Origin of the sequence: Pseudomonas sp. UBA6562 (genome assembly GCF_002434265.1) — a bacterium.
GTDB lineage: Bacteria > Pseudomonadota > Gammaproteobacteria > Pseudomonadales > Pseudomonadaceae > Aquipseudomonas.
Genome location: NZ_DJJS01000006.1, coordinates 537,733 through 553,760, shown reverse-complemented (window position 1 = coordinate 553,760; position 16,028 = coordinate 537,733). Strand labels below are relative to the sequence as shown.

At 65.7% G+C, this 16,028-nt stretch carries 10 protein-coding genes; 9 read left to right on the top strand and 1 reads right to left on the bottom strand.

Translation table 11 applies throughout. The features are described from left to right. Positions 1-60: 60 nt before the first annotated feature. Positions 61-2,523: a penicillin-binding protein 1A gene (locus B4M43_RS09990; RefSeq protein ID WP_296266570.1), complete on the bottom strand. Its 2,463-nt coding sequence runs from the start codon at positions 2,521-2,523 to the stop codon at positions 61-63. Between the two features lie 180 nt (positions 2,524-2,703). Here B4M43_RS09990 and pilM point away from each other — a divergent pair, with 180 nt between their 5' ends. The 9 genes from pilM to B4M43_RS09945 all read left to right on the top strand — a co-directional run bounded on the left by pilM (position 2,704) and on the right by B4M43_RS09945 (position 16,012). Beyond that, positions 2,704-3,588: a type IV pilus biogenesis protein PilM gene (gene pilM, locus B4M43_RS09985; protein WP_296266568.1), complete on the top strand. Its 885-nt coding sequence runs from the start codon at positions 2,704-2,706 to the stop codon at positions 3,586-3,588. Continuing rightward, positions 3,585-4,124 (top strand): PilN domain-containing protein, encoded by a 540-nt coding sequence (locus B4M43_RS09980; RefSeq protein WP_296266567.1) that lies wholly within the window; start codon positions 3,585-3,587, stop codon positions 4,122-4,124. The genes pilM and B4M43_RS09980 overlap by 4 nt, the downstream gene beginning before the upstream one ends. Further along, complete coding sequence (locus B4M43_RS09975) at positions 4,121-5,107, top strand: pilus assembly protein PilP (RefSeq protein WP_296266565.1); 987 nt, start codon at positions 4,121-4,123, stop codon at positions 5,105-5,107. The genes B4M43_RS09980 and B4M43_RS09975 overlap by 4 nt, the downstream gene beginning before the upstream one ends. After that, positions 5,055-6,326 carry a type IV pilus secretin PilQ gene (locus B4M43_RS09970; RefSeq protein WP_414707828.1) on the top strand — a complete coding sequence of 424 codons (1,272 nt, stop codon included), beginning with the start codon at positions 5,055-5,057 and terminating at the stop codon, positions 6,324-6,326. The genes B4M43_RS09975 and B4M43_RS09970 overlap by 53 nt, the downstream gene beginning before the upstream one ends. 4 nt (positions 6,327-6,330) lie before the next feature. After that, positions 6,331-6,849, top strand: coding sequence for a shikimate kinase AroK (gene aroK / locus B4M43_RS09965; RefSeq protein WP_296266563.1), 519 nt, complete (start codon positions 6,331-6,333; stop codon positions 6,847-6,849). A gap of 95 nt (positions 6,850-6,944) precedes the next feature. Next, positions 6,945-8,042, top strand: a complete 1,098-nt coding sequence (aroB, locus tag B4M43_RS09960; protein ID WP_296266561.1) for a 3-dehydroquinate synthase — start codon at positions 6,945-6,947, stop codon at positions 8,040-8,042. Between the two features lie 15 nt (positions 8,043-8,057). Then, complete coding sequence (locus B4M43_RS09955) at positions 8,058-9,656, top strand: AAA family ATPase (RefSeq protein WP_296266559.1); 1,599 nt, start codon at positions 8,058-8,060, stop codon at positions 9,654-9,656. Positions 9,657-10,025: 369 nt separating this feature from the next. Beyond that, positions 10,026-14,471 (top strand): glutamate synthase large subunit, encoded by a 4,446-nt coding sequence (gene gltB / locus B4M43_RS09950; RefSeq protein WP_296266558.1) that lies wholly within the window; start codon positions 10,026-10,028, stop codon positions 14,469-14,471. Between the two features lie 122 nt (positions 14,472-14,593). Then, positions 14,594-16,012 (top strand): FAD-dependent oxidoreductase, encoded by a 1,419-nt coding sequence (locus B4M43_RS09945; protein ID WP_296266556.1) that lies wholly within the window; start codon positions 14,594-14,596, stop codon positions 16,010-16,012. The last annotated feature ends 16 nt before the right edge of the window (positions 16,013-16,028 follow it).

Below are 16,028 nucleotides of genomic sequence, written 5' to 3'. Positions count from 1 at the left end.
GGGCCGGTTTTTTTGTGCCTGGAAAAGCGCCCTGGAGCGGGCGCCAGGCGGTGCCTGCCTCTAGAACAGGTCCATCGGCGTCGCTTCGTCAGCCGGCAGCGGGCTACCGGGCGCAGCGCCGTTGCCCAGTTCGTCGCCATTGGGCGGCGAGTCTTCGGCCTTGAACAGCTCGTAGTAGGCGTTGGGCGTGCCGGCCGAGGCGGCGCGGCCGCTGACCGGGTCGACGCGCAGGCTCATGATGCCAGGCGGCTCGGCCGGGGCATGGCTGGGCTTGTCCTTGAGCGCGGCGCCCATGAACTTCATCCAGATCGGCAGCGCCGCCGTACCGCCGTATTCGCGGCGGCCCAGGCTTTCGGGTTGGTCGAAACCGACCCAGACGGTGGTCATGTAGTCGGCGTTGTAACCGGAGAACCAGGCGTCCTTGGACTCGTTGGTGGTACCGGTCTTGCCCGCCAGGTCCGTGCGGCCCAGCGCCAGCGCGCGGCGACCGGTGCCGCGCTTGATGACGTCCTGCAGCATGCTGGTGAGGATGTAGGTGGTACGGGCATCGACGATGCGCTCGGCCACGGCCGGCGCTCCGGGCGCGGCGATGGCGGCTGCGCCTTCGCCCGTGGCGGTGGGCGCTTCGCCCGGCAGGCCGGTGGTATCGATCGGCTGCTCCGGCGCGGCGATGCCGGCCTGGTCCTCGGCGCCTTGTGGCACCCGCGGCGGGTTGGCGGTGAACAGCGTCTCGCCGCTGCGGCTGTCGATACGCTCGATCAGGTACGGGCTGATCTTGTAGCCGCCGTTGGCGAAGGTGCTCCAGCCGGTGGCGATTTCCAGCGGCGTCAGCGTGGCGGTGCCCAGGGCCAGCGACAGGTTGCGCGGCAGGTCCTGCTTGTTGAAGCCGAAGCGGGCGATGTAGTCGATGGTGCGGTCCACGCCCATGGCTTGCAGCAGGCGGATCGATACCAGGTTGCGCGACTTGTACAGGGCCTCGCGCATCCGGATCGGGCCGAGGAAGGTGTTGGTGTCGTTCTTCGGACGCCAGACCTTGTCGACCGATTCGTCGACGAACACGATCGGCGCGTCGTTGACCAGGCTGGCGGCGGTGTAGCCGCTGTCCAGCGCCGCGCTATAGACGAACGGTTTGAAGCTCGAGCCGGGCTGGCGCTTGGCCTGGGTGGCGCGGTTGTAGTTGCTCTGCTCGAAGGAGAAGCCGCCCACCAGCGCGCGGATGGCGCCGCTGGTCGGGTCGAGCGACACCAGCGCGCTCTGCACCACGGGCACCTGACTGAATTTCAAGCTGCCATCGGTGAGGCGCTGCACGCGCACCAGGTCGCCGACCTGGGCGACGTCGGCCGGCGATTGCGGTGCGCGGCCCTGGGCATTGGTATTGATGTAGGGGCGCGCCCACTTCAGCGTGTCCCAGGCGATGTGTTCGTCGCGGCCGGCGCGGGTCATGACGGTCAGGCCGGTCTTCTCGACCTGGGTGACGATGGCCGCTTCCAGGCCGCCCAGGGTGCGCTGCTTGCCCAGTTCGGTCAGCCACTCGCTGCGGCTCTTGCCGGGGAAGCGTGCGGCCGGGCCGCGGTAGCCATGGCGTTCGTCGTATTCGGAGAGGCCGTCGAGCACGGCGCGGCTGGCCATGTCCTGCATGTCGCTGGAGACGCTGGTGGTGACGCGGAAACCTTCGGTGTAGGCGTCGCTGCCATAGCGGCCGACCATTTCGGCTCGGGCCATCTCGGCGATGTACGGCGCGTACACCTCAGGCGTCGGCACGTGGTAGCTGGCGTTGAGCGGCTCGGCCAGCGCGTTCTGGTAGCTGGTCTGGTCGATCTTGCCCAGGCGGTACATGCGCCCCAGGATCCAGTCGCGGCGCTCTTTGGCGCGTACCGGATTGGCCAGCGGGTTGAAGCGCGACGGCGCCTTGGGCAGGCCGGCGATCATGGCCATCTGCGCCAGGCTGACGTCGCGGATCGATTTGCCGTAGTAGACCTGCGCGGCAGCGTCGATGCCGTAGGCGCGGTTGCCCAGGTAGATCTTGTTGACGTACAGCTCGAGGATCTCGTCCTTGGTCAGCTCGCGCTCGATCTGCAGGGCCAGGAGGATCTCGTTGGTCTTGCGCGAGAAGCTGCGCTCGCTGGTGAGGAAGAAGTTCTTCGCCACCTGCATGGTGATGGTGCTGCCGCCGGTCTGGATGTGCCCGGATTTGAGCAGCTGGGTGGCGGCGCGCATGAGGCTGGCCGGGTCGACGCCATAGTGGTTGAGGAAATTGTCGTCCTCAGCTGACAGAAGCGCCTGGATGAACTGTGGGGGAATTTCCGCAAAACGGATCGGAGAGCGCCGCATTTCGCCGAATTCGGCAATCAGCTTGTCGTCGCTGCTGTACACCCTCAGGGGTATCTGCAACTGGATGCTTCTCAGCGATTCGACCGACGGGAGGTTGGGACTAAGATACAGAAACGCGCCGCTCAGGCCGAGCACGAGCGAACAGGTCACTGCAACGAAAGACCACCAGCAGAACTTCAACAGGCGTATCAAGGCTTTGGGGTGTCCAGGTTGAGGGATGGATTGCGCGCACCGGCGGACAGGAAAAAACGCCGCGCATTATAAGCATTTTTCGCTTGACCGGGTGACCGCCCGGGCGGTCTGCGGGTCAAGCCGTGCCGCATCATCGGCCCCGGTGGATGGGCGCCGCACCGACTATAAAAGGAAACAGCAATGCTTGGACGCATAGGCAGGGATGCCAGTTCACCCTTGGCGGTACAAATCGCCCCGGATTCCATACGAATCCTGCAATTGAGCCGCCGTCACGGCCGGCCCAGAGTCAGTGCCTGGGCGCTCGAACCTTTTGATCGACCGGCTCCGGCCGTTGGCGCCGAGCAATGCCTCGCGGCCCTTGAGGCGCCACTGCGGCGGGCGGTGCAACGCTGCGCCAGCCGGCAGCGCAAGGTGGCCATGGCGCTGTCGGCGGGGCAGGTGATGTGCAAGCGCTGCGTTCTGCCCGCCGGTCTGCAGGATGACGCCCTCGAGCGGCAACTGCTGGCCCAGGCCGAGCAATTGTTTCCCGTACCGCTGGACGACCTGGCGTTGGACTTCCAGGTGCTTGGGCCGGCCGCTACGCCCGGCGAGCTGGACGTGCTGGTCGCGGCCTGCCGGCAAAGCGTGCTGGACCCGTTCGAGCAGCTGTGCGCATCGACCGGCCTGCAGGTGGTGGCCATGGAAATCGACAGCCTGGCGTTGCGCCGCCTGATGCCCGCGCCGGGCGGGGCGCTCCTGGCGCTGGAAAGGGGCAGCGTCGTCCTGCACAGCTGGCCGGAGGCTGCGGCGCCCGTGCATCGGTATCTGCTCCAAGCGCCGTTCGACCCGGACGACAGGGCCTGGAGCGCACACCTGGGACGCGTGCTGGGTGGCGATACACAGCGCCTGTACCTGACCGGTGCGCTGGCTTCGGGCGATCTTGCCAAGCGACTGGCGGGTGAGCTGGCAATGCCGTGCGAACCGCTCGCGCCCCCACAAGGCCTCGACCTGGGCGTGGATGTGGACGAAGCCCAAGTGAGGTGCATGGCATTGCCCTACGGCTTGGCGCTGGGAGGTCTGCGGTGAGCGTGCGCTTGAACCTCATGCCGTGGCGTGACCGCCGACGTGCGGCGGCGGTGCGGCGTTTCCAGGCGTCGTTGCTGGGCAGCGCTGTGGCGGCGCTGGCGTTGGTGTTGGTGGTCGATCAGTTAGCCCAGGCACGCCTGCGCGAACAGCTATCGGCCAACCTGGCCCTGCGTTCGCAGGTGGAGGCCGCCGAGCAGCCGTTGCGCCAGCTCGACGAGGTGCTGGAAGCGCGCACGCAGATCGAGCGGCGGCATGCCGCGCTGGTTCGGCTCAGGGCAGGCCAGCAGGCGGTGCCCGGTGTGCTGGCCGCGCTAGAGCAAGCGGCGCCAGTCGGCCTACAAGTGAGCGGGCTGCGCGTGCAGGAGGGCCAGTTGACCTTGACCGGGCTGGCGGCCAATGCAGCGCTGGTCGCGCGGCTGGCGCGCGACATGCAACGGCTGGCAGTGCTGCGCGATGTCGAAGTCAGGCACATCCGCAGCAGTGCCGAGGGCGATCGTTTCGAGCTGGTGGCCAGGCTGCCGCTGCACGGCTCATGAAGGCGGCACTGCCAGTGGACTGGCCCGCGCTGGCGACGCTGCACGGAGCGCTGCGGGCCGGCCTGATGATCGGGTTGATGCTGTCGATCGCGCTAGGCGGCTATTGGGCGCGCCTGTACGGCTTGCAAGTCGCCATCGACCAGGCACAGATCGAGGCCGACGAACTGGGCCAGCGCCAGGCACAGATCGGCATCCGCCTACAACACTTGGCTCAGGAACGGCAACGCCTCGAGCAGGCCCAGGCGCACTTGCGGGACGTACGCTGGCGGCTGGCGGCGGGCGAGGAGGTTGGCGATCTGGTCGAGCGCCTGACCCTGGCCGCGCACGAGCATGGGTTGCTGTTCGAGCGGATCGGCGTCACGCCCCAGCCACCTGCCGACGAGTACCGCCGCGCCTTGCTGCAATTGCGTGTGCGCGGCGCCTATCCCGCGCTACGCACTTGGTTGGATGACTGGCTGGCGCAGAAGCGCGTGCTGCGCGTGCGCACGCTGGAGTTGACCCAGGCGGCACCGGCGGGTCGACAAGTCGAGGCGCAGTTCGAGGTGGAGCTTTTCGACCCCGGTGAGGACCTCCCCGTGCCACGCTCGGTGGCCCATGAACCGGCGCGCGGCGTCGCGCAAACGGCCGCACGCGACCTGTTCGCGCCTTGGCCTGCCCAGCAGCCGGGCCTCGACCTCGCCCACGTGCCGCTGGAGCAGATCGAAATGGTCGGCAGCCTGCTGCAGGGCGGGCGGCGCCATGCGCTGCTGGCCTCGGCGGGGCGGTTGTACCGGGTGGGTCTCGGCGATCGCCTGGGCCGGCACGAGGGCAGGGTGGTGGCGCTGGAGGAGCGGCATGTGCGGGTGCGCAAGCGGCTGTATGTGGGCGACACCTGGCAGGAGCGCAGCAGGACGCTGTCGCTTCGTAACGTTGCAGCGCGAGGAAAGGACGATGTCGAAGACAAGGATGGGATGGGTGCTGGCCTGGTTGCTGGCGATCACTAGTGTGCAGGCGAGCAGCGCCGACGACGAGCGACTGACGCTGAACTTCCAGGACATCGAGGTGCGTTCGGTGCTGCAGGTTCTGGCCGAACACGCCGGCGTCAATCTGGTGGCCAGCGACAGTGTGCAGGGGCGCATCACCCTGCGCCTGGAGCAGGTGCAGTGGGATCAGGCGCTGGACCTGGTGCTGCGCAGCAAGGGTTTGAGCCGACGCCTGGAAGGCAACGTGCTGCTGGTGGCGCCCACTGCGGAACTGATCGAGCAGACCAAGGAGACGCGCCTGGGGCAAGTGCTGGAGGCGCAGGTGCAACCCATGCAGCGCGAACTGCTGCCGATTCGCCACGCCAACGCCGCAGACCTCGCCGACCTGCTGCTGACGACCCTGGCGAGCGAGCCTGAGGCGGCCGGTGCCGGCAGCCTGAACGTCGATGCGCGCACCAACACGCTGATCCTCCATCAACCTGTCGAGCGCATGGAGGCGTTGCGTTCGCTGATCGCGCGGCTCGACGTGCCGGTGCGGCAGGTCATGATCGAGGCGCGCATCGTCGAGGTCAGCGTGGACCATGAACAGGGGCTCGGCGTGCGCTGGGGCGGCGGTTTGTACAAAGCCGATGTGCGGCCCGGCAAGGAACTGTTCGTCGACCTGGGTGTGCAGCGGCCGGCGGCGGTGCTGGGCGTGGGTTTGCTGCGCAGCGACATTCTGCTCGATCTGGAGTTGAGCGCCATGGAGAGGAACGGCACCGCCGAGATCATCTCGCAACCCAAGGTGTTCACCGCCGACAAGGAAACGGCGCGCATCCTCAAGGGCACAGAGGTGCCTTACCAGGAGACCAGCAAGAGCGGTGCGACTTCCACTTCGTTTCGCGAGGCTTCGCTGTCGTTGGAAGTCACGCCGCAGATCACGCCCGACGGCAGCGTCATCATGACCGTGCGGGTGACCAAGGACGAACCGGATTTCGTCAACGCCTTGAACAACGTACCGCCGATCCGTAAGAACGAAGTCAATGCCAAAGTTCGTGTGGCCGATGGCGATACGGTCGTGATTGGCGGTGTATATTCGACCTCGCAAAACAAAACGGTCGACAAGGTGCCATTTCTCGGCGATCTGCCGTATGTTGGGCGGCTGTTTCGACGCGATGCATTACAAGAGAAAAAATCCGAGCTGCTGGTCTTTCTGACTCCGCGTATCATGGGAGACCAGGCGATTGCTGTGAGTCGTTGATCCTGTGCGAAATATGATACTTGTAGGCCCCATGGGCGCTGGAAAGAGCACCATCGGACGCTTGTTGGCCAAAGAATTGCGCCTGTTGTTCAAAGATTCCGATAAGGAAATCGAATTGCGCACAGGTGCCAATATTCCGTGGATCTTCGACAAGGAAGGCGAACCGGGTTTTCGCGATCGCGAGCAGGCCATGATCTGCGAACTCTGCGAACTCGAAGGCGTGGTGCTGGCCACTGGCGGTGGCGTGGTGATGCGCGATGCCAACCGCGCCGCATTGCGCAAGGGCGGCCGGGTCATCTATCTGCATGCTTCGGTCGAGCAGCAGGTCGGGCGCACCGCCCGTGACCGCAACCGGCCGCTGCTGCGCACCAGCAATCCCGAAGCCACGCTGCGCAGCCTGCTCGAGCTGCGCGACCCGCTTTACCGCGAGATCGCGGACGTTATCGTGGAAACCGATGAACGGCCACCGCGCATGGTCGTGCTCGACATCCTCGAGCGCCTTGAAAAGTTGCCGCCCCGGTAAGCCGGGTCTATGCTCGGCGGCCACTGCCAGGACGGGTCAAACGCTATCGCGCGAGTCGCCTGGGCGATACCGCGCACTACAACTTGTGGGGATACATGCAGACATTGAAGGTCGACCTGGGCGAGCGTAGCTACCCGATCTATATTGGCGAGGGTCTGCTGGACCAGTCCGAACTGCTCGCGCCGCACATCGCCGGACGGCAAGTGGCGATCGTCACCAACGACACCGTCGCGCCGCTGTATCTGCAACGCCTCACCCAGACACTGGGCGCCTACAAGGTCTTGCCGGTGGTGCTGCCCGACGGCGAAGCGCACAAAAACTGGGAAACCCTGCAACTGATCTTCGATGCCCTGCTCACCGCGCGGCACGACCGTCGGACCACGGTCGTGGCCCTGGGCGGCGGCGTGATCGGCGACATGGCCGGCTTCGCAGCGGCGTGCTATCAGCGCGGCGTCGACTTCATCCAGGTGCCCACGACCTTGCTGTCCCAGGTCGACTCGTCGGTCGGCGGCAAGACCGGCATCAACCACCCGCTGGGCAAGAACATGGTGGGCGCCTTCTACCAGCCCAACGCCGTGCTGATCGACACCACCAGCCTCAAGACCCTGCCCGCGCGCGAGTTGTCCGCCGGCCTGGCCGAGGTCATCAAGTACGGCCTGATCTGCGACGAACCCTTCCTCACCTGGCTCGAACGGCACATGCCGGCCCTGCGCGACCTCGACCCGCTCGCGCTGACCGAAGCCATCGGCCGCTCCTGCGCAGCCAAGGCAGCGGTAGTGGGCGCCGACGAACGCGAGTCGGGCGTGCGCGCCACGCTCAATCTCGGCCACACCTTCGGCCACGCCATCGAAACCCATATGGGCTACGGTGTGTGGCTGCATGGCGAAGCCGTGGCGGCCGGGACGGTCATGGCGCTGGAGATGTCCATGCGCCTGGGCTGGATCGAGCGCGCCGAGCGCGACCGCGGCATCCGCCTGATGCAGGCTGCCGGGCTGCCGGTGGTGCCCCCTTCGGAAATGACCCCTGCCGATTTCATGCAACACATGGCGGTCGACAAAAAGGTGCTGGATGGACGTCTGCGCTTGGTACTGCTGCGCCGCATGGGCGAAGCCGTAGTGACCGACGACTATCCGACAGAGATTCTCCAGGCCACCCTGGCGGCGGATTACCGCGCCATCGTGTCCCAGCTTTGAGGTTGTGACAGCGCAATGACCAGTTTGCATGCCGACGAGGCCTTCCTCGACCATTACCAGTTGAGCCACGATCCCTTCGCACCGCGGGTTCCAGGCTTCAAGTTCTTCCCAGCCCAGCGCAAGCCGGTGCTGGGCCAACTGCACCACCTGGCCCGTTACAGCCACCTGCTGCTGGTGGTCACCGGCCCCCTGGGCAGTGGCAAGACCCTGCTGCGCCAGGCGCTGGTCGCCAGCACCAACAAACAGTCGGTGCAGAGCGTGGTGGTCTCCGCCCGCGGCGCGGCGGATGCCGCCAGCGTATTGGGGCAGGTGGCGCAATCGCTCAATGTGGCCAAGGTCGAAGTCCAGGCCATCCTGTCCAAGGTCGTGCAATTGGCGCAGACCGGCCAGGAAGTCTATCTGCTGGTGGACGATGCGGAACAACTCGACGAGTCGGCACTCCAAGCGTTGCTGGAGTTGGCCGCCGGTGTCTCTCAAGGTCGTCCCCACGTGTTTCTGTTCGCCGAGCCGTCGCTGATCGCGCGCCTCGACGAATTCAGTGCCGAGGAAGAACGCTTCCATGTCATCGAGCTGGAGCCGTACAGCGAAGACGAGACCCGCGAATACCTGGAGCAGCGTCTGGAAGGCGCAGGCCGAGGTATCGACGTGTTCACCCGTGAACAGTTGGCCGATATCCATGAAAACTCGGACGGCTGGCCTGGCGCTATCAACCAGGTCGCCCGCGATACCTTGATCGAAGCCATGATCGCCAGCCGCACTGCGGTGAAGCGACCAACCATGGGGTTCACTATGCCGAAGAAACATGTCCTGGCGCTGTCCGCCGTCGTCGTGGTTGCGGTCGCCGCCGCAGTCCTGATGCCGAAGAAGGGCGACAAGCCGACCGAAGAACCGGTCGCCCAGAGCCAGCAGCAAGATGCAGCGGGCAACCCATCCATCGAATTTTCCGGCACCACCAAGCCGCTGCCGCTGGGCGGCCAGCAGCCGGTCATGCGCGAACCCTTGGCCGAAGCCGCCGGCATGGGCGACGGCGAAGAAGGTGGGCCTGCCAGCGACACTACGCTGCAGCCGTCCAATCCGCCGACGGTCACCACCACCGCGCCACCCCAGGGCATGGCCGCCGGGCCGGCGCCAACGCCAGCCCAACCTGTGACCACCGCACCTGCGCCCAAGCCGGTCGTGACCCAGCCGGCCCAGACCGCTCAGGCCACCAAGCCTGCCACCCCAGCCGCCAAGCCGGCGCAGCCATCGGCACCGGTACAAGTCGCCAAGGCCGCGCCTGTCGCCAAACCCGCCGAGAAGCCTGCCGCGGCCACCGGTGGCAATGGTAATAGCAGCTGGTACAGCGGCCAGAAGGCCGGCAACTACGTCGTGCAGATTCTGGGCACCAGCTCCGAAGCCTCGGCGCAGGCGTTCGTCAAGGCCCAGGGCGGCGAGTACCGCTACTTCAAGAAAACCTTGCAGGGCAAGCCGCTGTACGTGGTCACCTACGGCAACTTCGCCAACCGCGACGCCGCCGTTGCCGCTATCAAGAACTTGCCAGACAAGGTCCAGGCTGGTAAACCTTGGCCTCGTTCCGTCGCCAGCGTCCAACAAGAGCTGGCCTCGGCCCGCTGATCCTTCCGGGCGGCTCCACCCCGCCGCCCAGTTGCTGAGCGACGCCTGAATCCTCCAAGCCTGCTGCATGCACATGCGGCAGGCTTTTCCGTCCCAGACTGCCGGCCACAAGCCTCCACGCAGCTCCCGACTGAAGCGTTTCAGGCCTTGCCGTGCCCGACCCGGGCTATTCGAGCAAAAACATTCAAATTAGCGACATAAATTTTCAATGAAGAGTCATGAAAATTTGTGGGCGTTACTGTCGCTGTGCAACAATGGATTTCAATGACCCCACGAAAAAAGCTGGCAATCGACCAGAGTGGCGGCCAAGTGATTGTTCTAAGAAGAGTTTAGCCTTCGTCGAGAGGCGAACCTGGTGAGAAAGTGTCTATGAAAACAGGTCTGTACCGCCCCGAAGAATTCAAGGACAACTGTGGTTTTGGCCTGATCGCCCATATGACGGGCGAGCCCAGCCACCACCTGCTGCAAACCGCCATGCAAGCCTTGACTTGCATGACCCACCGCGGCGGCATCAACGCCGACGGCAAGACCGGCGACGGTTGCGGCCTGCTGATGCAGAAGCCCGACCAGTTCCTGCGGGCCATGGCCCAGCAGCATTTCGCGGTCGAACTGCCCAAGCAATATGCCGTGGGCATGGTGTTCTTCAACCAAGACCCAGTCAAAGCCCAAGCCGCGCGCGCCAACATGGACCGCGAGATCCAGGCGGCCGGCCTGCAATTGGTCGGCTGGCGCAAAGTCCCCATCGACACCCGCGTATTGGGTCGTCTGGCCCTGGAGCGTCTGCCGCAGATCGAGCAGGTGTTCATCGGTGGCGAAGGGCTGAGCGATCAGGATTTCGCCATCAAGCTGTTCAGCGCCCGTCGTCGCTCGTCGGTGGCCAACGCCCACGACAGCGACCACTACATCTGCAGCTTTTCGCACAAGACCATCATCTATAAAGGCCTGATGATGCCGCGCGACCTCGCGGCCTTCTATCCAGACCTCGGCGACGAGCGCCTGCAAACCGCCATCTGCGTGTTCCACCAGCGCTTCTCCACCAACACCCTGCCGAAATGGCCGCTGGCCCAGCCGTTCCGCTTCCTGGCGCACAACGGCGAGATCAACACCATCACCGGCAACCGCAACTGGGCCATGGCCCGGCGCACCAAGTTCGCCAACGACCTGATCCCCGACCTCGAAGAACTCGGCCCGCTGGTCAACCGCGTGGGGTCGGACTCCTCCAGCATGGACAACATGCTCGAACTGATGGTCACCGGCGGCATCGACCTGTTCCGCGGCGTGCGCATGCTGGTGCCGCCGGCCTGGCAGAACGTCGAGACCATGGACGCCGACCTGCGCGCCTTCTACGAATACAACTCCATGCACATGGAGCCGTGGGACGGCCCGGCCGGCATCGTCATGACCGAAGGCCGCCATGCGGTGTGCCTGCTCGACCGCAACGGTCTGCGCCCGGCGCGTTGGGTCACCACCAAGAACGGCTACATCACCATCGCTTCGGAAATCGGCGTGTGGGGCTACCAGCCCGAAGACGTCGTCGCCAAGGGCCGCGTAGGCCCAGGGCAGATCTTCGCCGTCGACACCGAAACCGGGCAGATCCTCGACACCGACGCGATCGACAACCGCTTGAAGTCGCGCCACCCCTACAAGCGCTGGCTGCGCCAGCACGCCACGCGCATCCAGGGGACCCTGGAAGGCGACGAGGGCGTGGCCAGCTACGACGCCGACCAGCTCAAGCAGTACATGAAGATGTTCCAGGTCACCTTCGAGGAGCGTGACCAGGTGCTGCGCCCGCTCGGCGAGCAGGGCCAGGAGGCGGTCGGCTCGATGGGCGACGACACGCCCATGGCCGTGCTGTCGCAGCGCGTGCGCTCGCCCTACGACTTCTTCCGCCAGCAGTTCGCCCAGGTCACCAACCCGCCGATCGACCCGCTACGCGAAGCGATCGTCATGTCCTTGGAAATCTGTCTGGGCGCCGAGCGCAACATCTTCCAGGAATCCCCCGAGCACGCCTCGCGGGTGATCCTCAGCTCGCCGGTCATCTCGCCCGCCAAGTGGCGCACGCTGATGACGCTCGAACGCGAGGGCTTCGAGCGCCAGCACATCGACCTCAACTACGACGCCAGCCTCGGCCTTGAAGCGGCCGTGCGCAACATCGCCGACCAGGCCGAAGAAGCGGCGCGCGGCGGCAAGACCCAGCTGGTGCTGAGCGACCGTCTGATCGCCCAGGGCCGTCTGCCGGTGCATGCCGCCCTGGCCGTCGGCGCGGTGCACCACCGTCTGACCGAAAAAGGCCTGCGCTGCGACAGCAACATCCTCGTGGAAACCGCCACCGCCCGCGACCCGCACCACTTTGCCGTGCTGCTGGGCTTCGGTGCCTCGGCCGTGTACCCGTACCTGGCCTATGAAGTGCTCGCCGACCTGATCCGCACCGGCGAGGTGCTGGGCGATCTGGACGAAGTGTTCAAGTACTACCGCAAGGGCATCTCCAAGGGCTTGCTGAAGATCCTGTCGAAGATGGGCATTTCCACCGTCGGTTCCTACCGCGGTGCCCAGCTGTTCGAGGCCATCGGCCTGTCGAGCGAAGTGGTCGACCTGAGCTTCAAGGGCGTGCCGAGCCGTATCCAGGGCGCGCGCTTCGTCGACCTGGAAAACGACCAGAAACTGCTGGCCGCCGAAGCCTGGAGCGCACGCAAGCCGATCCAGCAGGGCGGTTTGCTCAAGTTCGTGCACGGCGGCGAATACCACGCCTACAACCCCGACGTGGTCAACACCCTGCAAGCGGCCGTGCAGCAGGGCGACTTCGCCCGCTTCAAGGAATACACCGCGCTGGTCGACAAGCGCCCGGTGTCGATGATCCGCGACCTGCTCAAGGTCAAGGTCGCCGAACAGGCGCTGGACCTGGCCGAGGTCGAGCCGCTGGAAGCCATCCTCAAGCGCTTCGACTCGGCGGGCATCTCGCTCGGTGCGCTGTCGCCCGAGGCCCACGAAGCCCTGGCCGAAGCCATGAACCGCCTGGGCGCGCGCTCCAACTCCGGTGAGGGCGGCGAAGACCCGTCGCGCTACGGCACCGTGCGCAGCTCGAAGATCAAGCAGGTGGCCACCGGCCGCTTCGGCGTCACCCCCGAGTACCTGGTCAACGCCGAAGTGCTGCAGATCAAGGTGGCGCAGGGCGCCAAACCGGGCGAAGGCGGGCAACTGCCGGGCGGCAAGGTCAACGGCCTGATCGCCAAACTGCGCTACGCCGTGCCCGGCGTGACGCTGATCTCGCCGCCGCCGCACCACGACATCTATTCGATCGAAGACCTGTCGCAGCTGATCTACGACCTCAAGCAGGTCAACCCGCAGGCGCTGGTGTCGGTCAAGCTGGTCGCCGAAGCCGGCGTGGGCACCATCGCCGCCGGCGTGGCCAAGGCCTATGCCGACCTGATCACCATCTCCGGCTACGACGGCGGCACCGGCGCATCGCCCTTGACCTCGATCAAGTACGCCGGCGCGCCCTGGGAACTGGGCCTGGCCGAAACCCACCAGACCCTGCGCGGCAACGACCTGCGCGGCAAGGTGCGGGTGCAGACCGACGGCGGCCTGAAGACCGGCCTGGACGTGATCAAGGCGGCCATCCTCGGCGCCGAGAGCTTCGGCTTCGGCACCGCGCCGATGATCGCCCTGGGCTGCAAATACCTGCGCATCTGCCACCTGAACAACTGCGCCACCGGCGTGGCCACGCAGAACGAGAAGCTGCGCAAGGACCACTACATCGGCACCGTCGACATGGTGATCAACTTCTTCACCTTCGTCGCCGAAGAGACCCGCGAATGGCTGGCCAAGCTGGGCGTGCGCAGCCTGGGCGAGCTGATCGGTCGTACCGACCTGCTCGACGTGCTGCCGGGCGACACCGAACGCCAGCAGTATCTGGACCTCACGCCGTTGCTGGGCAGTTCGCACATTCCGGCCGACAAGCCGCAGTTCTGCGAAGTCGACCGCAACCCGCCGTTCGACAAGGGCGAGCTGGCCGAACGCATGGTCGACATGGCCCTGCCGGCCATCCGCGACCAGGCCGGCGGCGAGTTCGCCCTCGACATCTGCAACTGCGACCGCTCCATCGGCGCCCGTATCTCGGGCGAGATTGCCAAGCTGTACGGCAACCAGGGCATGGCGGCCAAACCCGTGACCTTCCGCTTCAAAGGCACGGCCGGGCAGAGCTTCGGCGTCTGGAACGCCGGCGGCCTGGACATGCGCCTGGAAGGCGACGCCAACGACTACGTGGGCAAGGGCATGACCGGCGGCAAGCTGACCATCGTGCCGCCTGCGGGCAGCCCGTTCGAGACGCAACACAGCGCCATCGTCGGCAACACCTGCCTGTATGGCGCCACCGGCGGCAAGCTGTTCGCCGCCGGCACCGCGGGCGAGCGTTTCGCAGTGCGCAACTCCGGTGCCCACACCGTGGTCGAGGGCACGGGCGACCATTGCTGCGAATACATGACCGGCGGTTTCGTCTGCGTGCTGGGCAAGACCGGTTACAACTTCGGATCCGGCATGACGGGCGGTTTCGCCTACGTGCTCGACATGGACAATTCCTTCGTCGACAAGCTGAACCATGAACTGGTGGAAATCCAGCGCATCAGTGGCGAAGCGATGGAGGCCTACCGCACCCATCTGGCGCGTGTCCTTGCCGAATACGTGGAAGAAACCGGTAGCGAGTGGGGGCGCGAGCTCTCCGAGAACCTGGACGACTACGTGCGGCGCTTCTGGTTGGTCAAGCCCAAGGCGGCCAACCTCAAGCAACTGCTGTCCAGCACCCGCGCCAACCCGCAGTAAGAGCAGCTGCACGTGGCGCCCCCAAGCCGCTATCAGAAGCGGCACGGGGTGCGCCCGGCTTACGTGATCGTCTTGCAGCTTGCAGCGTGTAGCGCGCAACTGCCGTGAAGAGGTTTTGAAAAATGGCTGAACGTCTGAGTAACGACTTCCAGTTCATCGAAGTAGGGCGCAAGGATCCGAAGAAGAAGCTGCTGCGCCAGCGCAAGAAAGAGTTCGTGGAGATCTACGAACCGTTCAAGCCGCAGCAGTCGGTCGAACAGGCCCACCGCTGCCTGGGCTGCGGCAACCCGTATTGCGAGTGGAAGTGCCCGGTGCACAACTTCATTCCCAACTGGCTGAAGTTGGTGTCGGAGGGCAACATCCTCGCGGCCGCCGAACTCTCGCACCAGACCAACACCCTGCCCGAAGTCTGTGGCCGCGTGTGCCCTCAAGACCGTCTGTGCGAAGGGGCCTGTACCCTGAACGACGGCTTCGGCGCGGTGACCATCGGCTCGGTCGAGAAGTACATCACCGACACCGCATTCGCCATGGGCTGGCGCCCGGACATGTCCCAGGTCAAGCCGACCGGCAAGCGCGTGGCCATCATCGGTGCCGGCCCGGCCGGCCTGGGCTGCGCCGACGTGCTGGTGCGCGCCGGTGTGACCCCGGTGGTGTTCGACAAGAACCCCGAGATCGGCGGCCTGCTGACCTTCGGCATTCCGGAGTTCAAGCTGGAAAAGAGCGTGCTGAGCAACCGCCGCGAAGTGTTCACCGGCATGGGCATCGAATTCCGCCTCAACACCGAGGTGGGCCGCGACGTCACCCTCGAACAGTTGCTGGCCGAGTACGACGCGGTGTTCATGGGCATGGGCACCTACACCTACATGAAAGGCGGTTTCCCCGGTGAAGACCTGCCAGGTGTGCACGACGCGCTGGACTTCCTCATCGCCAACGTCAATCGCAACCTCGGTTTCGAGAAGTCGCCGCAAGACTTCGTCGACATGCAGGGCAAGACCGTGGTCGTGCTCGGCGGCGGCGACACGGCGATGGACTGCAACCGCACCTCGATCCGTCAGGGTGCGAGCAGCGTCACCTGCGCCTACCGCCGCGACGAGGCGAACATGCCCGGCTCGCGCAAAGAGGTGAAGAACGCCAAGGAAGAGGGGGTGAAATTCCTCTACAACCGCCAGCCGATCGCCATCGTCGGCGAAGACAAGGTCGAAGGCGTCAAAGTGGTCGAAACCCGTCTGGGCGAGCCCGACGCCCGTGGCCGTCGCAGCCCCGAGCCGATCCCTGGTTCCGAGCAGATCCTGCCGGCCGATGCCGTGGTCATCGCCTTCGGTTTCCGCCCAAGCCCCGCGCCCTGGTTCGAGCAGTTCGAGATCCAGACCGACAGCCAAGGCCGTGTGGTCGCGCCCGAGCAGGGCCGCTTCAAGCACCAGACCAGCAACCCGAAGATCTTCGCCGGCGGCGACATGGTGCGCGGCTCGGACCTGGTGGTCACAGCCATCTTCGAAGGCCGCACCGCCGCCGAAGGGATTCTGGATTACCTGGAGGTCTGATGCGGCTCGTGCGGGA